This is a genomic window from Pseudomonas sp. R4-84, assembly GCF_054130985.1.
Genome location: NZ_CP096390.1, coordinates 4,975,845 through 5,001,322, shown reverse-complemented (window position 1 = coordinate 5,001,322; position 25,478 = coordinate 4,975,845). Strand labels below are relative to the sequence as shown.

Annotated in this window: 18 protein-coding genes, 2 tRNA genes and 1 pseudogene; 17 read left to right on the top strand and 4 right to left on the bottom strand. The window is 61.2% G+C overall.

Features of this window, described 5'->3' with window-relative positions:
* Window positions 1-59: 59 nt before the first annotated feature.
* The 6 genes and pseudogenes from hflK to M1D68_RS22690 all read left to right on the top strand — a co-directional run bounded on the left by hflK (window position 60) and on the right by M1D68_RS22690 (window position 7,048).
* The gene (hflK, locus tag M1D68_RS22715) at window positions 60-1,235 is read left to right on the top strand and encodes an FtsH protease activity modulator HflK (protein ID WP_420766190.1); all 1,176 of its coding nucleotides are present in this window, start codon (window positions 60-62) and stop codon (window positions 1,233-1,235) included.
* Entirely contained in the window at window positions 1,235-2,104 is an 870-nt protein-coding gene (gene hflC / locus M1D68_RS22710; RefSeq protein WP_420766191.1) for a protease modulator HflC, read from the top strand. The genes hflK and hflC overlap by 1 nt, the downstream gene beginning before the upstream one ends.
* A gap of 323 nt (window positions 2,105-2,427) precedes the next feature.
* Window positions 2,428-3,615, top strand: a complete 1,188-nt coding sequence (locus M1D68_RS22705) for an ATP phosphoribosyltransferase regulatory subunit (protein WP_457968437.1) — start codon at window positions 2,428-2,430, stop codon at window positions 3,613-3,615.
* Window positions 3,616-3,670: 55 nt separating this feature from the next.
* Complete coding sequence (locus M1D68_RS22700; RefSeq protein WP_003186407.1) at window positions 3,671-4,963, top strand: adenylosuccinate synthase; 1,293 nt, start codon at window positions 3,671-3,673, stop codon at window positions 4,961-4,963.
* 486 nt (window positions 4,964-5,449) lie between these two features.
* Window positions 5,450-6,142 (top strand): annotated as a pseudogene (locus M1D68_RS22695) (methyl-accepting chemotaxis protein); the annotation flags it as partial.
* Between the two features lie 21 nt (window positions 6,143-6,163).
* Window positions 6,164-7,048: a methyl-accepting chemotaxis protein gene (locus tag M1D68_RS22690; RefSeq protein ID WP_434564156.1), complete on the top strand. Its 885-nt coding sequence runs from the start codon at window positions 6,164-6,166 to the stop codon at window positions 7,046-7,048.
* A gap of 115 nt (window positions 7,049-7,163) precedes the next feature.
* On the opposite strand, the gene M1D68_RS22685 is transcribed toward M1D68_RS22690, so the two are convergent.
* From M1D68_RS22685 to M1D68_RS22670, 4 genes are all read right to left on the bottom strand, one after another.
* Window positions 7,164-8,729 carry an ABC transporter permease gene (locus M1D68_RS22685; RefSeq protein ID WP_434675792.1) on the bottom strand — a complete coding sequence of 522 codons (1,566 nt, stop codon included), beginning with the start codon at window positions 8,727-8,729 and terminating at the stop codon, window positions 7,164-7,166.
* Window positions 8,729-9,739: an extracellular solute-binding protein gene (locus M1D68_RS22680; RefSeq protein ID WP_420766194.1), complete on the bottom strand. Its 1,011-nt coding sequence runs from the start codon at window positions 9,737-9,739 to the stop codon at window positions 8,729-8,731. Before M1D68_RS22680 ends, M1D68_RS22685 begins: the two co-directional genes overlap by 1 nt.
* A gap of 164 nt (window positions 9,740-9,903) precedes the next feature.
* Window positions 9,904-9,990: transfer RNA gene (locus tag M1D68_RS22675), tRNA-Leu, on the bottom strand.
* 175 nt (window positions 9,991-10,165) lie between these two features.
* A tRNA-Leu gene (locus tag M1D68_RS22670) sits at window positions 10,166-10,252 on the bottom strand.
* 226 nt (window positions 10,253-10,478) lie between these two features.
* On the opposite strand from M1D68_RS22670, the gene rnr reads away from it, so the two are divergent.
* From rnr to M1D68_RS22615, 11 genes are all read left to right on the top strand, one after another.
* Entirely contained in the window at window positions 10,479-13,097 is a 2,619-nt protein-coding gene (rnr, locus tag M1D68_RS22665; protein ID WP_434560964.1) for a ribonuclease R, read from the top strand.
* Window positions 13,094-13,855 (top strand): 23S rRNA (guanosine(2251)-2'-O)-methyltransferase RlmB, encoded by a 762-nt coding sequence (gene rlmB, locus M1D68_RS22660; protein WP_420766196.1) that lies wholly within the window; start codon window positions 13,094-13,096, stop codon window positions 13,853-13,855. Before rnr ends, rlmB begins: the two co-directional genes overlap by 4 nt.
* A gap of 303 nt (window positions 13,856-14,158) precedes the next feature.
* Window positions 14,159-14,587 (top strand): 30S ribosomal protein S6, encoded by a 429-nt coding sequence (rpsF, locus tag M1D68_RS22655; RefSeq protein ID WP_420766197.1) that lies wholly within the window; start codon window positions 14,159-14,161, stop codon window positions 14,585-14,587.
* Between the two features lie 28 nt (window positions 14,588-14,615).
* Window positions 14,616-14,846, top strand: coding sequence for a 30S ribosomal protein S18 (rpsR, locus tag M1D68_RS22650; RefSeq protein WP_002551829.1), 231 nt, complete (start codon window positions 14,616-14,618; stop codon window positions 14,844-14,846).
* A 36-nt stretch (window positions 14,847-14,882) separates the two neighbouring features.
* Window positions 14,883-15,776, top strand: a complete 894-nt coding sequence (locus M1D68_RS22645) for a YybS family protein (protein ID WP_420766198.1) — start codon at window positions 14,883-14,885, stop codon at window positions 15,774-15,776.
* 18 nt (window positions 15,777-15,794) lie between these two features.
* Entirely contained in the window at window positions 15,795-16,241 is a 447-nt protein-coding gene (gene rplI / locus M1D68_RS22640) for a 50S ribosomal protein L9 (RefSeq protein WP_003186385.1), read from the top strand.
* Between the two features lie 118 nt (window positions 16,242-16,359).
* Window positions 16,360-17,757, top strand: a complete 1,398-nt coding sequence (gene dnaB, locus M1D68_RS22635; RefSeq protein WP_420766199.1) for a replicative DNA helicase — start codon at window positions 16,360-16,362, stop codon at window positions 17,755-17,757.
* Window positions 17,758-17,960: 203 nt separating this feature from the next.
* Entirely contained in the window at window positions 17,961-20,261 is a 2,301-nt protein-coding gene (locus M1D68_RS22630) for a YgiQ family radical SAM protein (protein WP_420766200.1), read from the top strand.
* A 300-nt stretch (window positions 20,262-20,561) separates the two neighbouring features.
* Window positions 20,562-21,488: an NAD synthetase gene (locus tag M1D68_RS22625; protein ID WP_420766201.1), complete on the top strand. Its 927-nt coding sequence runs from the start codon at window positions 20,562-20,564 to the stop codon at window positions 21,486-21,488.
* Window positions 21,485-21,946, top strand: a complete 462-nt coding sequence (locus M1D68_RS22620) for a hypothetical protein (RefSeq protein WP_420766202.1) — start codon at window positions 21,485-21,487, stop codon at window positions 21,944-21,946. Before M1D68_RS22625 ends, M1D68_RS22620 begins: the two co-directional genes overlap by 4 nt.
* Window positions 21,947-22,121: 175 nt before the next feature.
* On the top strand, window positions 22,122-25,415 hold the full coding sequence (locus tag M1D68_RS22615) for a transglutaminase family protein (protein WP_457968432.1): 3,294 nt from the start codon (window positions 22,122-22,124) through the stop codon (window positions 25,413-25,415).
* The last annotated feature ends 63 nt before the right edge of the window (window positions 25,416-25,478 follow it).

The following is a 25,478-nucleotide window of genomic DNA, read 5'->3' as shown; positions in this document are numbered from 1 at the left end:
TCTGTAGCATTGGCCGGCGCGCCGTGGGTGCGTCTTTGCTTTATCAGATGGAGAGCGCTATGGCTTGGAATGAGCCGGGTGGCAACTCGAATAACCAGGATCCCTGGGGCGGCAAGCGTCGTAACAACGGCGACCGCAAGGGACCACCGGATCTCGACGAGGCCTTCCGCAAGCTGCAGGACAGCCTGAACGGTTTGTTCGGTGGTGGTAGGAAACGCGGTGACGATGGCGGCAGCCGTCCGGGCAAGGGCGGCGGTTTCGGCCTGCTCGGCATCGGCCTTGTCGTGCTCGCGGCTGTCTGGCTGTACAGCGCGGTGTATGTCGTGGACGAGCAGGAGCAGGCCGTGGTGCTGCGCTTCGGCAAATACTACGAAACCGTCGGCCCGGGCCTGAACATCTATTTCCCGCCGATCGACCAGAAGTACATGGAAAACGTCACGCGCGAGCGTGCCTACTCCAAGCAGGGCCAGATGCTGACCGAAGACGAGAACATCGTCGAAGTGCCGCTGACCGTGCAGTACAAGATCACCAACCTGCAGGACTTCGTGCTCAACGTCGACCAGCCGGAGATCAGCCTGCAACACGCGACTGAAAGCGCCCTGCGCCACGTGGTGGGTTCCACCGCCATGGACCAGGTGCTGACCGAAGGTCGTGAGCTGATGGCCAGCGAAATCAAGGAGCGCCTGCAACGGTTCCTCGATACCTATCGCACCGGTATCACGGTCACCCAGGTCAACGTCCAGAGCGCAGCGGCACCGCGCGAAGTGCAGGAAGCCTTTGACGACGTGATCCGCGCCCGTGAGGACGAGCAACGCTCGCGCAACCAGGCCGAAACCTATGCCAACGGCGTTGTGCCGGAAGCCCGTGGTCAGGCCCAGCGCATCATCGAAGATGCCAACGGTTATCGCGACGAAGTGGTTTCCCGCGCCAAGGGTGAGGCTGATCGCTTCACCAAACTGGTAGCCGAGTATCGCAAGGCGCCTGAAGTCACGCGCCAGCGCCTGTACCTGGACACCATGCAGGAAGTCTTCAGCAACACCAGCAAGGTCCTCGTTACCGGCAACAAGGACGGCCAGAGCAATCTGCTGTACCTGCCGCTGGACAAGATGGTCGAGAGTGGTCGCAACACCGGCACACCGCCAACCGGCGCGGCGGCAGCCGCCAGCAATGAAGCCAATGCCCGCGCGGCGGCGGACCTGCAGCAACAGCAAGCACGTACCAGGGAGAGTCGCTGATGAGCAATAAATCGCTGATCGCCCTTATTGTCGGCGTCGTCGTGGCGATCGCTGCCTGGAACTGCTTCTATATCGTGGCTCAGACCGAGCGCGCGGTGTTGCTGCAATTCGGTCGCGTGGTCCAGGCTGATGTCCAGCCAGGGCTGCATGTGAAGGTGCCGTACGTTAACAAGGTGCGCAAGTTCGATGCGCGCCTGATGACGTTGGACGCACCGACGCAGCGCTTCCTGACGCTGGAAAAGAAAGCCGTGATGGTCGATGCCTACGCCAAGTGGCGCGTGAAGGATGCCGAGCGCTTCTACACCGCGACCTCTGGTCTCAAGCAGATCGCCGACGAACGTTTGTCCCGTCGCCTGGAGTCGGGCCTGCGTGACCAGTTCGGTAAACGTACCCTGCACGAAGTGGTGTCCGGTGAGCGCGACGCGCTCATGGCAGACATTACCCGCTCGCTGAACGCGATGGCGGAAAAAGAGCTGGGTATCGAAGTGGTCGACGTGCGTGTCAAGGCCATCGACCTGCCGAAGGAAGTGAACCGCAGCGTGTTCGAGCGCATGAGTACCGAGCGTGAGCGTGAAGCCCGCGAGCACCGTGCAAAGGGTAACGAGCTGGCCGAAGGCATCCGTGCCGACGCCGATCGTCAACGCCGCGTGCTGCTGGCCGAAGCCTATCGTGAATCGGAAGAGGTCCGTGGTGATGGTGATGCCCAGGCCGCTGCGATCTACGCCAAGGCCTATGGCCAGGACCAGGAGTTCTACGCGTTCTACCGTAGCCTGCGTGCCTACCGTGAAAGCTTCGCGAACAAATCCGACGTCATGGTCCTGGACCCAAGCAGTGACTTTTTCCATTACCTGGAAAAGGCCAAGCCTTGATGCGACGTTGACCTGAAGCACTCCGCCCGGCGGCTAAAACGTCGGGCGGGGTGATCCTTTGGGAAAACGTGTGTATGATGCGGCAGCCGGGAAATTCCCGGCTTTTTTGCGTCTGCGCGTTCGATTGTGGTTTATACGGTGCAGGCGTCGGGTTGAATGACCCGACAGGTTTTTCGAGGAAAGTGCTTGGCGAGGCCGATCCAGGGCCATTCGTCACGTCGCCCTTGCGCGTTGTTTGCGGTTTTTCGCATGACGCGGGCATTTTCTGCTTCACTCAAGGCCAGCCCGAAAGCTGGCCGCCCGGACCATAGGGGAATGGCGTAATGGCAACGGTAGACCGCTGGCTGCTGCCAGATGGCATCGAAGAAGTACTGCCACCGGAAGCCGCGCGTATCGAAGTAGCGCGTCGGCAGGTGTTGGATCTGTTCCAGAGTTGGGGTTACGAGTTCGTCGTTACCCCGCATATCGAGTACCTGGAATCCCTGCTGACCGGTGCGGGCCAGGACCTGGATTTGCGCACCTTCAAGGTTATCGACCCGCAATCGGGCCGGCAGATGGGCTTTCGGGCCGACATCACGCCACAAGTGGCACGCATCGATGCCCACACCTTGCGCCGCGAAGGCCCGAGCCGTCTGTGCTACGCCGGCAGTGTCCTGCATGCCCAGCCGCGTGCCTTGTCGTCTTCGCGCAGCCCGATCCAGTTGGGCGCCGAACTCTATGGCGACGCCAGCCCGGTCAGTGACGTGGAAGTCATCAGCCTGATGTTGGCCATGCTGCAACTGGCCGACGTGCCGGATGTCCACATGGACTTGGGCCATGTCGGCATCTACCGTGGCCTGGCCCGTGCGGCCGGTTTGTCCGGTGAAGTGGAGCAGCGGTTGTTCGACGCCTTGCAGCGCAAGGCCATCGATGAAGTCATCAGCCTGACCGAAGGGCTGCCGAGCGACCTGTCCGGCATGTTGCGGGCATTGGTGGATCTTTGCGGCGGCCGTGAAGTGCTGGGCGCGGCCCGCGAACGCTTGGCCGGCGCGCCGGCACCGGTGTTGGCGGCGCTGGACGACCTGTTGGCGATTGCCGAGCGTCTGTCGGTGCGTTTCCCTGAGTTGCCGCTGTATTTCGACCTGGGTGAGCTGCGCGGCTATCACTATCACACTGGCGTGGTGTTCGCAGTGTTTGTACCGGGCGTTGGTCAGTCCATCGCCCAGGGCGGTCGCTACGACGACATCGGCGCCGACTTCGGTCGCGCCCGTCCGGCGACCGGCTTCTCTACCGATTTGAAAACCCTGGTGACCCTGGGGCGTGCTGAAATCGAGTTACCGTCCGGCGGTATCTGGATGCCTGACAGTACGGATGCGGCACTCTGGCAGGTGGTCTGCCAGTTGCGCAGTGAGGGTCAGCGTGTCGTCCAGGCCTTGCCTGGGCAACCTTTGGCCGCCGCCCGTGAAGCGGACTGCGACCGGCAATTGATTCAGCAGAACGGGCTTTGGCAAGTATTGCCGCTGGCTTCTTGAGTTTTCCTGCCGGCCTGGAGCCGGCACCAAGTTTGCGCGAATGAGGACAAGTGTTATGGGTAAGAATGTCGTAGTCCTGGGCACCCAGTGGGGTGATGAGGGCAAAGGCAAGATCGTTGATCTGCTGACCGAACATGCTGCCGCCGTAGTGCGCTACCAAGGTGGCCACAACGCCGGTCACACCCTGGTGATCGACGGTGAAAAAACCGTTCTGCACCTGATTCCATCGGGCGTGCTGCGCGAAGGCGTGCAGTGCTTGATCGGCAACGGTGTGGTGGTGGCGCCCGACGCCCTGCTGCGGGAAATCATCAAGCTGGAAGAGAAAGGCGTACCGGTGCGCGAGCGCCTGCGCATCAGCCCGTCCTGCCCGCTGATCCTGTCCTATCACGTTGCGCTGGACCAGGCCCGTGAAAAGGCCCGTGGCGAGCTGAAAATCGGCACCACCGGCCGCGGCATCGGCCCGGCCTATGAAGACAAGGTGGCCCGTCGTGGCCTGCGGATCGGTGACCTCTTCCACCGTGAGCGTTTCGCCGCCAAGCTGGGCGAGTTGCTGGATTACCACAACTTCGTGCTGGTCAATTACTACAAAGAGCCGGCCATCGACTTCCAGAAGACCCTGGACGAGTGCATGGAATACGCCGAGTTGCTCAAGCCGATGATGCTCGACGTCACCGCCGAGCTGCACGAGCTGCGCCGCGCCGGCAAGGACATCATGTTCGAAGGTGCCCAGGGCTCGCTGCTGGACATCGACCACGGCACCTATCCGTACGTCACCAGCTCCAACACCACCGCTGGCGGCATCGCCACCGGTTCGGGTTTTGGCCCGATGTACCTGGACTACATCCTGGGCATCACCAAGGCCTACACCACCCGCGTCGGTTCGGGGCCGTTCCCGACTGAGCTGTTCGACGACGTCGGTGCGTTCCTGGCCAAGCGTGGCCACGAGTTCGGTGCAACCACCGGTCGTGCCCGTCGTTGCGGCTGGTTCGACGCCGTCATCCTGCGTCGCGCCATCGACGTCAACAGCATCTCGGGCCTTTGCCTGACCAAGCTGGACGTGTTGGACGGCCTGGAAACCATCAACATCTGCGTGGGTTACAAGAACCAGGACGGCGCTGTCATCGACGCACCGACCGACGCCGACAGCTACATCGGCCTGGAGCCGGTTTACGAGCAGATGCCAGGCTGGACCGAGTCCACCGTGGGTGCCAAGACCCTGGAAGAGCTGCCAGTGGCCGCGCGCAACTACATCAAGCGCGTCGAAGAGTTGGTCGGCGCGCCGATCGACATTATTTCGACGGGGCCGGACCGCAACGAAACCATCGTTCTGCGTCATCCATTTGCCTGATAAGTCGTTGATGTAACAAGCAAAGGGCTCCTTATGGAGCCCTTTGTCGTTTCTGCCTGTCGGGCGGCATGACACTTGCTAAGCATCTTAATTAAGGCACCGCTTCCAGGCGTGCCATCAAATTAATGGCGTTTGGTAGAGGGATTTCACGTGTCGGCCGTTCTCTCACTGTTACAAAGCCGTTTGCTGCGGCCTGTTTTCGTTACCCTCGGTATCGCCCTTTTGGTGCAGGTGCTGGTGGCCGTTGCGCTGACCCGAAGCACGGTCACCGCGCTTGAGTCCGACCTGGGCGCGCGCCTGGGCGTTGACAGCCAGAAACTGGCGGGTGAGTTGGAGCAGGCTGGGCGAGAAGTCACCTCCAGCCTGGACAGCTTATCCACCAGTACCCGCCAGCGATTGACCGCGGGGTTGTCTTCCCGTCTGAAGGAAGAGCAGGCTCAACTGCGTGCGACCCTGGAAAAAGACCTGAGGGATTCCGCCAATGATATGGCGCAGCTTCTGGCCTCGGTCGCGCCCCGGGCAATGTGGGACAGCGACGTGCCCACCCTGTCCGAATTCGCCCGTCGGGCCCAGCGCAATCCCAATGTACTGTTCGTCATCTATGACGACGCCGCAGGGGAACACCTGACTCGCTACCTGAACCGGGAAAATCCGATCAATAAGGCCCTGCTGGAAAAGGGCAAGGGCGATCGGGCGCTGGATAAAGTATTGGATGCGGCGAAGAACGATCCATCGGTTTATTACCTCGAAGCGTCGATCAACCCCAATGGCGTCGAGATCGGCAAGGTGCTGATGGGCGTTTCCACCGCCTCGGTGGAAACCGACCTCAAGGCGCTCGACCAGCGCTTCTCCGCGCTGATTGCCAGCAGCGATCAATTGGTGGGCGACAGCCTCAAGGGCGCGGCTGCCGACAGTGCCGCAGCCATGCGTGGCCGCCTGGGCTCGGCGCAGGCCACCGCCACCGATATGCAGACCAATACCGCCGTCACGGTTCAAGAAGCCGCCGGGACCTTGCGTTGGCGCATCGGCCTGGGCCTGGCGTTGGTAGGGTTGGGCGTGTTGGTGTTGTTGGCCGTGGTGCTGGGGCGTCGGGTGGTCAATCGCTTGAAGTTGTTGATCGCCGCGATGAACGATCTGGCGGCGGGCGAGGGTGACCTGACCAAGCGCGTGCAAATCAACAGCAAAGACGAAATCGGCGACATGGCTTCGGCGGTCAACCGCTTTGTGGATAAATTGCAACCCATCGTGCGCGAGGCGGGCGATGTGGCCCAGCGTACCGGTCAGGAGATCGGCGCGATGACGCTGCGCAACTCGGGCGCCGACGCGGCGGCCGGCATGCAGCGCGATGAAGTGGCCGAGAGCCTGCGTGCGCTGTCGCAGATGGCCGATGAGGCTCAATCGGAAAGCCAGGCGATGCAGGCGGCCTTGCAACAGGTAGCTGAGATCCGTCAGGCCACCGATGAAACCACCCGCACGTCAGCCAAGGTCGGCGGCTTGATCGAAGCGTTGGCCGGGCAGGTCGACACGGGGGCGAAAGTCATCGAACGGCTGGCCCAGCAGAGCGAGCAGATCGAAGTCGTGTTGACGGTGATCCATGGTATTGCCGAGCAAACCAACCTGTTGGCCCTGAACGCGGCCATCGAGGCGGCGCGCGCCGGGGAGACCGGACGCGGCTTCGCGGTGGTGGCGGATGAAGTGCGGGCGCTGGCAAGCAAGACCCAGAGCTCGACGGGCGATATCCAGGCGCACATCGTGGCCTTGCAACAAGGCGCGCGCGAAGCCGTGGCGGCCATCGGCCAAGCGGGACGGCAGGCCAATGAAGGTCTGTCAGTGTTGCGTGACAGCGCGCGGCTGCAGCAGTCGGTGCAGGCGTCGGTCGAGCAGGTTCACGCGGCCATCGGCCTGGCGACTCAAGCAGCCGCGCATCAAGCCCAGGGCGCGCAAGCGGTACGCGGCCGGGTTGAGACCATCCACGCCCAGGCCGAGAAGGCTGCCCAGGCGGTGGTCGAGACCACGGCCAGCGGCAAGGTGCTGGATAAACTGGCGGCGCAGTTGAAGGCCAGCCTGGGTCAGTTCAGGGCTTGATTCGAGGTTGTGGCGGGCCCTTCGCGAGCGGGCTCGCTCCCACAGGTTTATTGCCGTTTACAAAACGGGTGTCCACACCAACTTTGTGGGGGCGAGCCTGCTTGCGAAAGTGGACTCAGCGACTCAGATACATCCGCGTCGTCAGCAAATAGACTGGCAACCCCGACACCAGAATCAACAGCGCCGCATAGGGCGCCGCCGCTGCGAATTCCACATTCGACGTATGTGCCCAGACCGCCGTCGCCAACGTATTGAGTCCGGTCGGGCTCAGCAACAGCGTCGCGGTCAATTCCTTCATCGCATCCAGGAACACCAGGGCGAACGCCGCGCCCAGGGCCGGGAAGATGATCGGCAGGGTCACCCGACAAAACGCACCGAGCGACGAAGCCCCCAACGTCCGCGCCGCTTCTTCCAGTTGTGGGGCGGCCTTGTTCAGCGCCGTACGCACCGGTGCTTGGGCCAGCGGCAGGAACAGCAGCGCATAGGCAATCAGCAGCAGGCCGGAAGTCTGGTACAGCGCGGGCACGTAGTGCAGGGCGAAATACACCAGGCTCAGGGCGATGACCAGGCCCGGCAGCGCGTGCAGCAAGTAGGGCAGGCGCTCGGCCCAAATCGCCAGCCGCCCCTTGTGGCGCACCACCAGCAGGCCCACCGGTACCGCCAATACGAGGCAGAGGGCGGCGCCGCCCAGCGAAAGCGCCAGGGACGACAGCAGCGCTTCGCCGATCTCGCCCGCCGGGAATGCCGCGGAAGTGCCCACGGCCAGCCAATACGCCAGCATTCCCAGCGGGATACCGCTGCCGATGATCGCCAACGCCAGGCAATACAGTTGACCGCAAAGCATCCACCGGCCCAGGCGTACTTGTTCGGCCTGGCGTGCCGCGCCTTGCCCGGTGCGCACATGGCGCCCCTTGCCGCGCACCCGCAGTTCCAGCCACAACAGGACCAGGCACAGCGTCAGCAATACCGCCGACAACATGGCGGCATTGGCGTTGCTGAATTCCAGCTCGAATTGTTGATAGATGGCTGTGGTGAAGGTCTGCAGCCCGATGATTGACAGTGCGCCGAACTCCACCAGCATGTGCAGGGCAATCAGCAACGAACCGGCCAGCAGCGAAGGCCAGAGCAGCGGGAGCGTGACGCGAAAGAACACGCCCCAGCGATTTTGCCCCAGGGTGCGGGCAGACTCTTCGAGGGACGGGTCGAGGTTGCGCAGCGTTGCGGCCACGGGGAGGAAAATCAGTGGGTATTTGGACAGGGTCATCACCAGGATTGCCCCGCCCAATCCCTCGAATTGCGCACTGAGGGATACCCAGGTGAAGCTGCTGACAAACGCCGGCACGGCGAACGGCAGGCACAAGACAACGCCCCAGATACGACGCCCCGGCAGGTTGCTGCGTTCCAGCAGCCAGGCCAGGGACAGGCCGACGATGCCGCAGGCCAGCGTGACGCCGGCCATCAACGCCAAGGTGTTGCGCAGCAAGCCGAATACATAGGGCCGCCACAACAGATGCAGTGCCTCGGTCCAGCCGGCCTGCCAGGTCTTGGTGACGACGTAGAGCAGTGGCAGCAGGCTCAGCAAAACGAGCAGCAGCACGGGCAGCAGCAACCCGATCGAGGGGCGCTTGCGCCGGGGCACGTAGACCCCGGCTGGAGGAGAGGCGCTCAGCGACGACGTCATCAGTTCAAGCCGACTTCACGTTCCAGCTCCAATGCTTCTTCGGCGTTACCCAGGTCGGCGGGCGTCACTTTTGGCGGCTCCAGTTCATTGAACGGCTTGAGGCCGCGATCCGACGTCATGCCCTTGTGCAGAGGATATTCGGCGGACGTCTGGGTAATCACCCGCTGCCCCTCCTCGCTGGCCATATAGGCAAGCAACTGTTGGGCCTCCTTGGGGTGTTTGCTGGATTTCAGTGCCGCGGCGCTGGAGACGGTGACCAGGCCACCGGCATCGCCGCCAGTGAAGTAATGCAGCTTGGAATCCAGCTGTCCCTTCTCCCGCTGCAGGGCGAACCAGTAGTAATTGTTCACCAGGACCGTCGCCACTTCACCGTTCTCCACGGCTTTGAGGGCGACCATGTTGTTGCTGTAGACCTTGCCGAACGCACGTAGCCCGGTGAGCCATTCTTCGGCGGCTTCCTTGCCGTGCAATTTGATGATCGCAACGGCTTGTTCCTGGAATGCGCCGCTGGTCGGTACGAAGCCGACCTTGCCTTGCCATTGTGGCTGGGCGAAATCGAGGACGGTTTTCGGGAGGTCCTTTTCATCGATCAGTTTGGGGTTATAGGCAACCACGCGAACGCGAGCGGTCACGCCCATCCAGGAGCCGTTGCTGGCGACATAATCCTTGGGAAGCACGTTGAGGGTCGCATCGTCGATCTTCGCCAGCAGACCTTGTTCACCAAGTTTGTTCAGCGGCGGCGATTCTTCGGTATAGATCACATCGGCCGGGGAGCGGTCGCCTTCCTCGACGACTTGGCTGGCGAGCTGGTTGCTGCTGCCCTTGCGAACGTTGACGTGGATACCAGTCTTGGCTTCGAAGGCCTTGGCCAGTTCATCGCCGACTTCTTTGTGTTGGCCGTTATAGAGTGTCAGTTCAATTTTGTCGGCGGCTTGGGTGAGGGGTGTTGCGAGGGTCAGGCCGAGCAGGGTGCAGGTCAGGGCGCGGCGCAGGGTGGTTCGAAACATCATTCGCGGGGTTCCTCACTGTCGTGTAGCAAAAACTTGTAACAATGATAAACGATATTGTTTCTCATGTGCGTTGTGGCGAGGGAGTTTTCGGGTGCCGGAAACGCAAAAACCCGCTTTCGCGGGTTTCTGTGAGGTTCAAGGCGTATAACCTTGAAGCTTGAATTTGGTGCCCAGAAGAAGACTCGAACTTCCACGACCTTGCGGTCACCAGCACCTGAAGCTGGCGTGTCTACCAATTTCACCATCTGGGCAGCATCTGCAGCGTTGCCGCTGTTGATGTGGCGCACTATACGGAGCGCGTTTTGATCTGTAAACCCCTGTTTTTATTTTGATAATTGCCAAACACATTCCAGGGGCCTGAAACGCAAAAACCCGCTTTCGCGGGTTTTTGTGAGGCTGGCAGGCCGTTGACCTGCTGCTCGAAATTGGTGCCCAGAAGAAGACTCGAACTTCCACGACCTTGCGGTCACCAGCACCTGAAGCTGGCGTGTCTACCAATTTCACCATCTGGGCAATATCGGCAACGTGAGTGCGTCGTCGATGGCGCGCACTATACGGAGCGTGTTTTTAACTGTAAACCCCCAGGAACAAAAAAAACGCTAAATTTCACGAGCGGTGCAATCAGGGGCTTCAAAGGCCTGTCGAAAGACTTTAGAAAAGGCATCTGCTGCTTGAAATTTCCCGTTTCATTACGCCTATGCCAAACTAACCCGCATATAGACAAGGTGAAAACTCTCTAATGGCCGATTGGCAGTCCCTCGATCCCGAGGCCGCTCGTGAAGCGGAAAAATATGAAAACCCTATTCCTAGCCGCGAACTGATCCTGGCGCATCTCGCCGATCGGGGTTCGCCTGCTAGCCGTGAGCAGCTGGTCGAAGAGTTCGGCCTGACCACCGAGGACCAGCTCGAAGCCCTGCGCCGCCGTCTGCGTGCCATGGAGCGCGATGCTCAACTGATATACACCCGGCGTGGCACCTATGCTCCGGTCGACAAGCTCGACCTGATCCTGGGCCGTATCGCCGGTCACCGCGACGGTTTCGGTTTCCTGATCCCCGACGATGGCAGCGACGATCTGTTCATGAGCCCGGCGCAGATGCGCCTGGTGTTCGATGGCGACCGTGCGCTGGCCCGGGTGTCCGGCCTGGACCGGCGCGGGCGCCGTGAAGGCGTGATCGTCGAAGTGGTGTCCCGTGCGCACGAAACCATCGTGGGGCGTTATTTCGAGGAAGGTGGCATCGGCTTCGTCGTCGCCGACAACCCGAAGATCCAGCAGGAAGTGCTGGTCACCCCAGGTCGCAACGCCAACGCGCAGATCGGGCAGTTCGTCGAGGTGAAGATCACTCACTGGCCAACCCCGCGCTTTCAGCCTCAGGGCGATGTGGTGGAAGTGGTCGGCAACTACATGGCGCCGGGCATGGAAATCGACGTTGCCCTGCGCACCTACGACATTCCTCACGTCTGGCCTGAAGCGGTTCTGAAAGAGGCCGCCAAGCTCAAGCCGGAGGTCGAAGAGAAGGACAAGGAAAAGCGCATCGACCTGCGTCACCTGCCGTTCGTCACCATCGACGGTGAAGACGCCCGGGACTTCGACGATGCGGTCTACTGCGAAGCCCGGCCCGGCAAGTTGCGCCTGTTCTCCGGCGGCTGGAAGTTGTATGTGGCCATTGCCGACGTTTCCAGCTACGTGAAGCTCGGCTCGGCGCTGGACGCTGAAGCCCAGGTGCGCGGCAACTCGGTGTATTTCCCCGAGCGCGTCGTGCCGATGTTGCCAGAGCAACTGTCCAACGGCTTGTGCTCGCTCAACCCCCATGTCGATCGCCTGGCCATGGTTTGCGAGATGACCATCTCCAAAGCCGGCGAGATGACTGACTACTGCTTTTATGAAGCCGTGATCCATTCCCACGCGCGCCTGACCTACAACAAGGTCAGCGCGATGCTGGAAACGCCGAAGCTGGCCGAGTCGCGCAAGCTTCGTGGTGAATACACGGATGTGCTGCCGCACCTCAAGCAGCTCTATTCGCTGTACAAGGTATTGCTGGCGGCGCGTCACGTACGGGGCGCGATCGATTTCGAAACCCAGGAAACCCGGATTATCTTCGGTACCGAGCGCAAGATCGCCGAAATCCGGCCGACCGTGCGCAACGATGCCCACAAGCTGATCGAGGAATGCATGCTGGCGGCCAACGTCGCTACCGCCGAGTTCCTGAAGAAGCATGAAATCCCTGCCTTGTACCGGGTCCACGACGGCCCGCCGCCGGAGCGCCTGGAAAAATTGCGGGCCTTCCTCGGTGAGCTTGGCTTGTCCCTACACAAAGGCAAGGAAGGTCCGACGCCGAAGGATTACCAAGCCCTGCTGGCGAGTATCAAGGATCGTCCGGACTTCCACCTGATCCAGACTGTGATGCTGCGTTCTTTGAGCCAAGCGGTGTACAGCGCCGATAACCAGGGCCACTTCGGCCTCAACTACGAGGCGTACACCCACTTCACGTCGCCGATCCGTCGCTATCCCGATCTGCTCACGCACCGGGCCATCCGCAGCGTGATCCATTCGAAGATGAACACCCCGCACGTCAAGCGTGCCGGTGCGATGACCATTCCGAAGGCGCGTATCTACCCGTACGACGAAGCGGCTCTGGAGCAACTCGGCGAGCAGTGCTCGATGAGTGAGCGGCGCGCCGACGAAGCGACTCGCGACGTGGTGAACTGGCTCAAGTGCGAGTACATGAAGGATCGCGTTGGCGAGTCGTTCCCGGGCGTGATCACCGCCGTGACCGGGTTTGGCCTGTTCGTCGAGTTGACCGATATCTACGTCGAAGGCCTGGTGCATGTCACCGCGCTGCCGGGTGACTACTACCACTTCGACCCTGTGCATCACCGCCTGGCCGGCGAACGCACCGGCCGCAGCTTCCGTCTTGGCGATACCGTCGAAGTACGGGTGATGCGCGTCGACCTGGATGAACGCAAGATCGACTTCGAGATGGCGGAAAAAACCATCAGTGCACCGATCGGCCGCAAGAAGCGTGGCGCCGAAACCACAGCGCCTGCCGCCAAGACCGCCGCCGAGCCCGCACCGTCCAAATCCGGACGTCGCGGTCCGGCCAAGGAAAAGGCCGGCGAAGCCTATCGTCCGAGCGATGCGGCGGCGAAAAACGCCGAATTGCGTAAGAGTCGCGAAATGAAACAGGCCTTGCTGGCCGAAGCCAAGAGCGGCGGTAAAGCGGCGTCCGGGGGCAAGGCCGGCCGGTCGGCTCCGGAGAAGGCGAGCAGCAAGCCGAGCAAACACCGTAAAGGCCCGCCGAAAGCAGGCTCGGCCCCTGCCAAGAGTGGCGGGGCGCGTAAACCCAAGGCCAAATCATGAGTCAGTTGGAAAAAATCTACGGCGTGCATGCCGTGGAGGCGTTGTTGCGTCACCACCCCAAGCGGGTCAAGCAGATCTGGTTGGCGGAAGGTCGTAGCGACCCGCGGGTCCAGACCTTGGTCGAGCTGGCCGGCGAAAACCGCGTTGCGGTCGGTCAGGCCGAGCGGCGCGAGATGGACGCCTGGGTCGAAGGGGTGCATCAAGGCGTCGTGGCCGAGGTCAGCCCGAGTCAGGTATGGGGCGAGGCGATGCTCGACGAGCTGCTCGATCGCACCGAAGGCGCGCCGTTGTTGCTGGTACTGGATGGCGTGACCGACCCGCACAACCTCGGCGCCTGCCTGCGTTCGGCGGACGCCGCCGGTGCGTTGGCGGTGATCGTGCCCAAGGACAAGTCCGCGACATTGACGCCGGTCGTGCGCAAGGTCGCTTGTGGCGCTGCGGAAGTTATCCCGTTGGTGGCAGTGACCAACCTGGCGCGCACCCTGGAAAAGCTCCAGCAGCGCGGCTTGTGGGTTGTCGGCACTGCGGGCGAGGCCGAGGTCAGTATTTATGACCAGGACTTGACCGGCCCTACCATCCTGATCATGGGCGCCGAAGGAAAGGGCATGCGCCGTCTGACCCGCGAGCATTGCGATTACCTGGTCAAGCTGCCGATGGCCGGCAGCGTCAGCAGCCTCAATGTCTCGGTCGCCACCGGTGTGTGCCTGTTCGAGGCCCAGCGCCAGCGTGGAGCCAAGTCGGCCGCCAAAAAAAACTGATCTTGCAGTAACCTCTGTGGGAGCGAGCCTGCTCGCGAAAGCGGTCTGACATTCGGCATCTATGTTGAATGAGATACCGCTATCGCGAGCAAGCTCGCTCCCACATTGGTTTTGTGTAAGGGGCAAATGCGGTTGTTCAAATAATCACCAATTGCCTTGCGCCGCCCTCGACCCTTCTCTACAATTGCGCCCCTTGCTGTGATGGCAGGCACTTATGTGTCTAGCGTCCTCAAGTCCATAAGTGTCATTCACTCCTTGTCTGACCGTTTTTGAGCGGCAGGCTACAACCCGTAAGGAGCATTCATGCGTCATTACGAAATCATCTTTTTGGTCCACCCGGATCAAAGCGAGCAAGTCGGCGGCATGGTTGAGCGTTACACCAAGCTGATCGAAGAAGACGGCGGCAAAATCCACCGTCTGGAAGATTGGGGCCGTCGTCAACTGGCCTACGCAATCAACAATGTTCACAAGGCTCACTACGTGATGCTGAACGTTGAGTGCACCGGCAAGGCCCTGGCCGAGCTGGAAGACAACTTCCGCTACAACGATGCAGTGATCCGTAACCTGGTCATCCGTCGCGAAGAAGCCATCACTGGCCAATCCGAGATGCTCAAGGCTGAAGAAAACCGCAGTGAGCGCCGTGAGCGTCGCGACCGTCCTGAGCATTCTGACAGCGCCGAAGGCGATGACAGCGATAGCGACAGCGACAACAGCGATAACGCTGACGAGTAATCCACGGACCTTTTAAGGAGCCAATCACATGGCACGTTTCTTCCGTCGTCGTAAATTCTGCCGCTTCACCGCTGAAGACGTGAAAGAGATCGATTACAAAGATCTCAACACTCTGAAAGCCTACGTATCCGAGACCGGCAAAATCGTTCCAAGCCGTATCACCGGTACCAAAGCTCGTTATCAGCGTCAGCTGGCCACCGCTATCAAGCGCGCCCGCTTCCTGGCCCTGCTGGCCTACACCGACAGCCACGGCCGCTGAGACCGGGCAGTCGACAAGTAGTAAGGGATTGAATGCATGCGCGCCTTAGCTGACTTCATCATGCGGGGACGTATGCAGGCCACTCTGGTAGTGGCTGGATGTGCGGCATTGCCGTTGTTGTACTGGTTGGGTGCTGCCGCCGGGAGTCTTGTACTCCTGCGGCGCGGATTGAGGGACGCCTTGGGCGTTCTTGCTCTGGGACTTCTGCCAGCCTTGCTCTGGTGGATGTATTCCGCGGACCCGCGTGCAGTCATGGTGCTGCTGGGGTCTTCGGCGCTGGCGTTGGTGTTGCGCGCCAGCGAATCCTGGAACCGCGTGCTGCTGGTCAGCATAGCGATAGGTGTGGTGTTTTCAGTGGTGCTCGGGGTGGCTTTTGCGCCCCAGATCGAGATGCTGTCGCAGGCTTTGATAAAAATCCTGCCCGAGGCACTCGGTGATCTCTACCAACGGATGTCGGTAGAAGAGCAGGCGCGTTTCGCGTCCCTGATCGCCCCCGTCCTGACCGGACTGATTGCGGCATTGTTGCAGATCGTCAGTGTGCTGAGCCTGGTTATCGGGCGCTACTGGCAGGCGTTGTTGTACAACCCGGGTGGTTTTGGTCGCGAGTTTCGCGCCATCCGTTTCCCGCTTGGGCTGGCGATGTTGCTGTTGGCGGGCATGCTTCTGGGGCCGAACTTCGGTCCGCAGATGGCAATGCTCACGCCGTTGTGCAGTGTACCGCTGGTCTTTGCCGCCCTGTCCCTGATTCACGGGCTGGTGGCGCAAAAGCGACTGGCCAGATTCTGGCTGGTGGGGTTGTACGTCACGTTGCTGCTGTTCATGCAGCTGATCTATCCGTTGCTGGTGGTCCTGGCCATCGTCGACAGCCTGATTGATTTTCGCGGTCGTATGGCGCCGAAAGACGCCGACAACGCGAACGGTGAAGGTTAAAAGTTAGAGGATTTTCACATGCAACTGATCCTTCTGGAAAAAATCGCCAACCTGGGCAACCTGGGCGACAAAGTAAACGTTAAGGCCGGCTACGGTCGTAACTACCTGCTGCCTTTCGGCAAGGCCACCGCTGCGACCGCTGCCAACCTGGCTGCGTTCGAAGAGCGTCGCGCCGAGCTGGAAAAAGCCGCCGCAGACCGTAAGGCATCGGCTGAAAGCCGTGCTGCCCAACTGGCCGAGCTGGAAGTGACCATCACTGCCACCGCTGGCGACGAAGGCAAGCTGTTCGGTTCGATCGGTACTCACGACATCGCTGACGCACTGACCGCCTCCGGCGTTGAAGTTGCGAAAAGCGAAGTTCGTCTGCCGAACGGCACCATCCGCAACGTAGGCGAATTCGACGTAGCCGTGCACCTGCACGCCGAAGTTGAAGCCACCGTACGCGTTGTCGTGGTAGCAGCCTAAGCAACACCTGTCGGCTGGCACCCTCGGGTGCTTGCCGGTAACATCGGGCACGATCCTGTCTACAGGGTCGTGCCCTTTGTCTTTCTGCAATTGCTGAATTTCATAACCAGACGTGGCCATGAACGAAATCACCGCCCCCGAGCAATATGATCTGCAAACCGCTGCCCTGAAGGTGCCTCCGCATTCCATCGAGGCCGAACAGGCCGTGCTCGGTGGCCTGATGCTGGACAACAACGCCTGGGAGCGTGTGCTCGATCAAGTTTCCGACGGCGATTTCTACCGGCATGACCACCGCCTGATTTTCCGCGCGATCGCCAGGCTGGCCGACCAGAACATGCCGATCGACGTCGTGACCCTGGCCGAGCAATTGGACAAGGAAGGGCAGACGTCCCAAGTCGGCGGCCTCGGTTACCTGGGCGAACTGGCGAAAAACACACCGTCGGTCGCCAACATCAAGGCGTACGCACAGATCGTGCGCGAGCGGGCAACCTTGCGTCAGCTGATCGGCATCAGCACCGAGATCGCCGACAGCGCGTTCAACCCGGAAGGACGCACCGCCGCCGAGATCCTCGACGAAGCCGAGCGGCAGATCTTCCAGATCGCCGAGGCACGACCGAAAACCGGCGGCCCGGTGAGCGTCAACGACCTGTTGACCAAGGCCATCGACCGCATCGACACCTTGTTCAACACCGACAACGCCATTACCGGTTTGTCCACTGGCTACACCGACCTCGACGAGAAGACCAGCGGCCTGCAGCCGTCCGACCTGATCATCGTCGCCGGCCGTCCGTCCATGGGTAAGACGACCTTTGCGATGAACCTGGTGGAAAACGCCGTGCTGCGCAGCGACAAAGCGGTGCTGGTGTATTCCCTCGAGATGCCAGGCGAATCGCTGATCATGCGTATGCTCTCGTCCCTGGGGCGTATCGACCAGACCAAGGTCCGTTCCGGCCAGCTGGAAGACGACGATTGGCCGCGCCTGACCTCGGCGGTCAACCTGCTCAACGATCGCAAGCTGTTCATCGACGACACGGCGGGGATCAGCCCATCGGAAATGCGCGCCCGGACCCGCCGCCTGGTGCGTGAGCACGGCGACATCGCGCTGATCATGATCGACTACCTGCAATTGATGCAGATCCCCGGGTCCAGCGGTGACAACCGGACCAACGAGATTTCCGAGATCTCCCGTTCCCTCAAGGCCCTGGCCAAGGAATTCAACTGCCCGGTGGTGGCCCTGTCCCAGTTGAACCGCTCGCTGGAACAGCGTCCGAACAAACGCCCGGTGAACTCCGACTTGCGGGAATCCGGAGCGATCGAGCAGGACGCCGACGTGATCATGTTCGTCTACCGTGACGAGGTGTATCACCCGGAGACCGAGCACAAGGGTATCGCCGAAATCATCATCGGCAAGCAGCGGAACGGCCCGATCGGCTTTGTTCGCCTGGCCTTCATCGGCAAATACACACGCTTCGAAAACCTGGCGCCGGGTAGCTACAATTTTGATGATGACGAATAACCTGTTCTCTTGATCAGCCTTTGTGGCGAGGGAGCTTGCTCCCGCTGGGCCGCGAAGCAGACCCAGTTGTACTTGTAATCGAGCTGTGTGGGATATCCGGCTGCTGCGCAGCCGGACGGGAGCAAGCTCCCTCGCCACAATTGGTTATTTTTTGTGCTATATTCCGCGCCCGCGATTTTTCATCCTTTATACCGGTCATCGACATGCAAGCAGCCAAGCCGTTATTTGACTATCCCAAGTACTGGGCCGAATGTTTCGGCCCGGCGCCGTTCCTGCCCATGAGCAGGGAGGAGATGGATCAGCTCGGCTGGGATTCGTGCGACATCATCATCGTGACCGGTGATGCCTACGTCGATCACCCGTCGTTCGGCATGGCGATCATTGGTCGTTTGCTGGAAGCCCAGGGCTTTCGTGTCGGTATCATTGCGCAGCCGAACTGGCAGTCCAAAGACGATTTCATGAAGCTCGGCGAGCCTAATCTGTTTTTCGGTGTCGCGGCCGGCAACATGGACTCGATGATCAACCGCTACACCGCCGACAAGAAAATCCGTTCCGATGACGCCTACACCCCAGGTGGCCTGGCGGGCAAGCGGCCGGACCGTGCGAGTCTGGTCTATAGCCAGCGCTGCAAGGAAGCCTATAAGCACGTACCCATTGTGCTGGGCGGTATCGAAGCGTCCCTGCGCCGCATTGCTCACTACGATTATTGGCAGGACCGGGTGCGCAACTCGATCCTGATCGACGCCTGCGCCGACATCCTGCTCTACGGCAACGCCGAGCGAGCGATCGTCGAAGTCGCCCAGCGCCTGTCCTACGGCCACAAGATCGAAGACATCACCGATGTGCGCGGCACCGCCTTCATCCGCCGTGACACGCCGCAAGGCTGGTATGAAGTCGATTCCACGCGCATCGACCGTCCGGGCAAGATCGACAAGATCATCAACCCGTACGTGAATACCCAGGACACCGCTGCTTGCGCCATCGAGCAAGAGAAGGGGCCGGTTGAGGACCCGAGCGAAGCCAAGGTTGTGCAGATCCTGGCGAGCCCGAAGATGACCCGCGACAAGACCGTGATCCGCCTGCCGTCGGTGGAAAAGGTCCGTGGCGACGCGGTGCTCTACGCCCACGCCAACCGTGTGTTGCACCTGGAAACCAACCCGGGGAACGCCCGTGCGCTGGTGCAGAAGCACGGCGAAGTCGACGTCTGGTTCAATCCGCCGCCCATTCCGATGACCACCGAAGAAATGGATTACGTGTTTGGCATGCCTTACGCACGTGTTCCTCATCCAGCGTACGGCAAGGAGAAAATCCCGGCCTACGAGATGATCCGTTTCTCGGTGAACATCATGCGCGGCTGCTTTGGTGGCTGCACCTTCTGCTCGATCACCGAGCACGAAGGGCGGATTATCCAGAACCGTTCCGAAGAGTCGATCATTCGCGAGATCGAAGAGATCCGCGACAAGGTTCCAGGCTTCACCGGTGTCATCTCCGACCTCGGCGGCCCGACCGCGAACATGTACCGCATCGCCTGCAAGAGCCCGGAAATCGAATCCGCGTGCCGCAAGCCGTCCTGCGTGTTCCCCGGCATCTGCCCGAACCTGAACACCGACCATTCTTCGCTGATCCAGCTGTACCGCAGCGCCCGGGCCTTGCCTGGGGTGAAGAAGATCCTGATTGCCTCCGGCCTGCGTTACGACCTGGCGGTCGAGTCGCCGGAATACGTCAAGGAGCTGGTGACGCACCACGTCGGCGGTTACCTGAAGATCGCCCCGGAGCATACCGAGGAAGGCCCGCTCAACCAGATGATGAAGCCGGGCATCGGCAGCTATGACAAGTTCAAGCGGATGTTCGAGAAGTACACCAAGGAAGCGGGGAAAGAGCAGTACCTGATTCCATACTTCATTGCCGCCCACCCAGGCACCACCGACGAAGACATGATGAACCTGGCGCTTTGGCTCAAGGGCAACGGCTTCCGCGCCGACCAGGTGCAGGCGTTCTATCCGTCGCCGATGGCCACGGCCACCGCCATGTATCACTCGGGCAAGAACCCGTTGCGCAAGGTGACCTACAAGAGCGACGCGGTGACCATCGTCAAGAGCGAGGACCAGCGCCGTCTGCACAAGGCCTTCCTGCGCTATCACGACCCGAAAGGCTGGCCGATGCTGCGCGAGGCGCTGACCCGCATGGGCCGCGCCGACCTGATCGGGCCGGGCAAGCATCAGTTGATCCCGCTGCATCAGCCTTCGACCGACAGCTACCAGAGCGCTCGTCGCAAGAACTCGACGCCGGCTGGCAGCCACAAAGTGGGCAAGGAAACCACGAAGATCCTGACCCAGCACACCGGCCTGCCTCCGCGCGCCAGTGATGGCGGCAATGCCTGGGACAAGCGCGAGCAGGCCAAGGCCGCCGCGTTCGCCCGCAACCAGAAGGCCGCCAAGGAGCGCAAGGACGCGGCCAAGGGCAAGGGGCCCAAGCCGGCGCGCAAGCCTGTCGTGCCGCGCTGATCATCCGCCACCTCGTAAAACGCCAGCTTAAATGCTGGCGTTTTGCTTTCTAGCGGGCGTGCTGGCTGTTTGTTATCGTGGCGACCGCCAACGGCGTGACGGCGGATGCATAGCTTTTTGTGGCGAAGGAGCTTGCTCCCGCTGGGCTGCGAAGCGGCCCCAACAATCCCATGCAGTGTTCCCAGGCAGACCGTGGCCTCCGGTTTACGACGGCTTCGCCGCCGAGCGGGAGCAAGCTCCCTCGCCACAGGGGTTCAGCGTGGAAAGAATTAAATCCATCGATTTTCAAGGACGATTCATATGAGCAGCGCTACAACGGGCATCGGCATGGACCTGAACTTCTCCCAGTTCATGGCCCGCAAACGCATTGAAAGCCAGGTCAACCTGCCACGTCTGTTCGCCGCCATCGATGCCGACCCCAACATTGCCGGGGCGGGCGTGGTGTACATCGATTCCGAGTACAACGTAGTGACGCTGCGCGAATTCAAGCCGATTTGCAGCATCGCGCCCAAGCGAATCATCTTGCGCGAGGCCAAGAAGTACATCGCCCCGCAGCAATTCATCGATCAGGTAAAAAGCAGCCCGCGTGAGTCAAAGCTCGGAACTGAGTCGATGAATGCCGGTTTTTCCTGTGTCGCCGCTGTCATCGGTTGGGTGGTGGTGTTCAGTGGGAGCGTCGCTGTGCCGTTTACGGCGGGGGCCAGTGCCTTTGTCGTTGCGCTGGGCGCCGCTGCCGCGACGGCCAGTACCGCGCAATGCGTCATAGGCGGGATGCGGGTGGCGAATGAGTTGACCAATCCTACTGGCAACGATGAGATGAACGACGCCGATTGGTACAACATCGTAAGCCCCATTCTTGACGGTGTTTCCCTTGTCGGCGTCGGTGGCTCGGCTCTCACGACTGTTCGGCTGCTAAAGGCCAGCAAAGCAGCGGGCACCGGGAAGAGCTGGTATCAGTTGCTCAAAGGCCTGAGTCGTCAGGAGCGCAGCAAACTGACAAAGGAATTGTTGACCCTGAAAGATCCGAGTCTTACCGCCAAGCTGCTTAAACTGCAGCAACGAGCGGGCGCCTTGCCCAAGCGTTATTCCTCCGCTGAAATCAGGCATGCCACGCTGACTCAGATAAAGGATTCTCTCGGCGGCGCTTTGGGGATCATCGGCAGTTATACCGGTGATGGCGCCGTGAAGACTGTTGCCGTCGGGCTGTATGAGGAGTTCACGGAATGATCGGCGGCGGATCACTGAGGCAGTTCCTCGCCCGTTATTTTCCGGTGTTCATGGGGGCGATCTTTCTGGGCTGCTTTTCCGGGTCTACGCTGCTCGTTTTGTGCGCAGGTACTTATTGGCGTGCCTTGGAGCCTTCCGTCAGGAGCAACTACGTTGGTCTCGGCACTTTGGCTCTAGTGAGTGTCCTGGTCTTGGGCAATCTCATGATCGCACGCGGGCGCGCCTGGGCGATCTGGTGCGTGGCGGGTTATTTCCTCGCTTGCCTGGCGGCGGTGCTGCCGACGTTCGCTTATGGACCGCACCAAGGTGTTTACGTGTTTGCAGTGCTGTTGCCGCTACTGGGGCTATTGCTGCTCAATAGCAAACGCCACCGGGAAATGCGCAGCGAACTCATCGAAATCCGTCACCAACGCGAACGCATCATCCAGTCCGCCAAGGCCTCGCGCCCGCGCCGCTGAGTCGATTCGCTACCCTCTGCGCCGCATTTATGTGCGGCCTTCGCAGATCAATACAGGCATCGCGCGGTTTTAGTGCTCTACTGCCCTGAGTAGAGGTTGAAAGTGTCCGGCCTGCCTGCATGGCATAAGTCTTGCGCCGCTTTCGATAACGCCCAGGCTCCGCAGGAGGCACGCCGTGTCGATCCATGTCGCTTTGCACCATGTCACACACTATCGCTACGAGCGCGCTGTCGAACTCGGTCCACAGATCGTTCGCCTGCGTCCGGCGGCCCATAGCCGCACGCGCATTCTTTCGTACGCGCTGAAGGTTTCCCCCGATCAGCATTTCATCAATTGGCAGCAGGATCCCCAGGGCAATTACCTCGCGCGGCTGGTGTTCCCGGAAAAGACAGATGAGCTGCGGGTGGAGGTCGATCTGGTCGCCGAGATGGCGGTGTTCAATCCGTTCGATTTTTTCCTCGAGCCTTACGCCGAGAAAATCCCGTTCACCTATGCGGCTGACGAAAAACACGAGCTGATGCCCTACCTGGAAAAGCTTCCGCTGACGCCTAAATTCAAGGCGTATCTGGACAGCGTCGACCGCACGCCATTGCCAGCGGTGGACTTTCTGGTGGCGCTCAACCAGCGCCTGAGCGAAGACATCAACTACCTGATCCGCATGGAGCCGGGCGTGCAGACGCCGGAGCATACGTTGGAGCACGCGTCCGGCTCCTGTCGCGACTCGGCCTGGCTGCTGGTGCAGCTGTTGCGTCACTTGGGCCTGGCGGCGCGTTTTGTCTCCGGTTACTTGATCCAGCTGACCGCCGATGTGAAAAGCCTCGACGGCCCGTCCGGTACGGAAGTGGATTTCACCGACCTGCATGCCTGGTGCGAAGTGTACCTGCCCGGCGCCGGATGGATCGGCCTCGATGCCACGTCCGGGTTGTTCGCCGGCGAAGGGCATATCCCGTTGGCGTGTAGTCCTGATCCGTCCTCGGCGGCGCCCATCAGTGGCCTGGTGGAACCGTGCGAGTGTGAGTTCAGCCACGAGATGTCCGTCGAGCGAATCTGGGAAGCGCCACGGGTCACCAAACCCTACACCGAAGAACAATGGCTGGCGATCCAGGCGTTGGGTCGGCAGATCGATGCGGACCTGCAGGAAGGTGACGTGCGCCTGACCATGGGCGGTGAGCCGACCTTCGTTTCCATCGATGACCCGGACGGCGCCGAGTGGAACACCGCGGCGCTTGGACCGGACAAGCGCCGCCTCAGCGCCGAATTGTTCCAGCGCATGCGCGAACATTACGCGCCGCAGGGGCTGGTGCATTTCGGCCAGGGCAAGTGGTACCCCGGCGAGCAATTGCCGCGTTGGTCGCTCAACTGCTATTGGCGGCGTGACGGGGTGCCGATCTGGCACGACAGCGCGTTGATTGCCGACGAGAAAAAAGACTACGGCGCCGATGGCGAATTGGCTGGGCGTTTTCTGGCGAGTGTCGCTGAACGCTTGAAAATTCCCACGCAATTCGTGTTTCCCGCCTACGAGGATAATTTCCATTATCTCTGGCGCGAAGGCTCGTTGCCTTCGAACGTGACGGCTGAGGATTCCCGTCTGGAAGACCCGTTGGAGCGGGCGCGATTGCGCAAGGTCTTCAGCCAGGGGCTGGGCAAGGTGATCGGTCAGGTCCTGCCGCTGGCACGCACCGCCAAGGGCGACCAATGGCAAAGCGGGCGCTGGTACCTGCGCGACGATCATTGCCGGCTGGTGCCGGGGGATTCGCCACTGGGCTACCGCCTGCCGCTGATGTCTCAGCCGTGGGTGACGGCGGCCGAATATCCGTTCATCCACCCCACCGACCCGAACCAGGATTTGCCCGAGCTACCCGACACCGAGCAGTTGAAGCATCACGGCGAGCCGGCGCTGGAACAGGAGCGCGTGCCAAAGGTCGACGAATCGGCCGATTGGCTGACCCGCACCGCCTTCTGCGCAGAGGCCAGGGAAGGGCGGCTGTACCTGTTCATGCCACCGCTGGAGCGGGTCGAGGATTACCTGGAGTTGGTCAGCGCCATCGAAGCGACGGCGCAGGAACTGGGTTGCCCTGTTTTGTTGGAGGGCTACGAGCCACCGAGCGATCCGCGCCTGAGCAATTTTCGTATCACGCCAGACCCAGGTGTCATCGAGGTCAACGTGCAGCCTTCGGCAACTTGGGAAGAATTGGTCGAGCGCACCGAGTTTCTTTACGAGCAAGCGCGACTGAACCGGCTGACCACCGAGAAATTCCTGATCGATGGCCGGCACACCGGTACCGGTGGCGGTAACCATTTCGTACTGGGCGGCGCGACACCGGCAGATTCACCGTTCCTGCGGCGCCCGGACTTGCTGCGCAGCCTGATCAGCTACTGGCACAACCACCCGTCATTGTCCTACCTGTTTTCCGGATTGTTCATCGGCCCGACATCCCAGGCACCGCGCGTGGACGAGGCGCGCAACGATGCGTTGTATGAGCTGGAAATAGCCTTCGCGCAAATGCCACAGCCCGGCGACGAATGCCCGCCGTGGTTGGTGGATCGGCTGCTGCGCAACCTGCTGATCGACGTCACCGGCAACACCCATCGCGCCGAGTTTTGCATCGACAAGCTCTATTCGCCGGACGGCGCCACCGGACGGCTCGGCTTGCTGGAGCTGCGCGCTTTCGAAATGCCGCCCCACGCGCGCATGAGCCTGACCCAGCAATTGCTGTTGCGGGCGTTGGTGGCGCGGTTCTGGCGCGAGCCCTATGCACCGGCCAAACTGGCGCGCTGGGGCACCGAGCTGCATGATCGTTTCCTGCTGCCGCACTTCATCGAGCAGGATTTTGCCGAGGTCATCGAAGAGTTGAATGGCGCCGGCTACCCGCTGCGTGCCGAGTGGTTCGCCGCGCACCTGGAGTTTCGCTTTCCCAAAGTGGGCGACTACGCAGTCAACGGTGTCGAGCTGCAGTTGCGCCAGGCGCTGGAGCCTTGGCATGTGCTGGGGGAAGAGGGCTCGGCGGGCGGCACGGTGCGTTATGTGGACTCGTCCCTGGAGCGGTTGCAGATCAAGCTTACGGGGCTGGCGCCACAACGTTACCTGCTGACCTGCAATGGCGTGCCGGTGCCGTTGCAGCCCACCGGCCGGGTGGGGGAGTTTGTCGCCGGGGTACGTTTCCGTGCGTGGCAACCGTTCAACTGCTTGCAGCCGACCATCCCGGTCCATGCGCCGTTGGTCTTCGATGTGCTCGACACCTGGATGCAGCGCTCCCTGGGCGGCTGCCAATACCACGTGGCGCATCCGGGCGGGCGCAACTATGACAGCCTGCCTGTCAACGCCAACGAAGCGGAGAGCCGGCGGATGGCGCGATTCTTCCGTATCGGACATACGCCCGGAAAATTGCCGATACCCAGCCTGGCGGTGGATGACGAGTTTCCCTTCACGCTCGATCTGCGACGCTTTCACCGGACCTCAAAAAGCTAGCTGGACCTTGTGGCGGGGGATAAATCCCCTCGCCACGATTTCACTCTGAAAACCCAGGTCGGA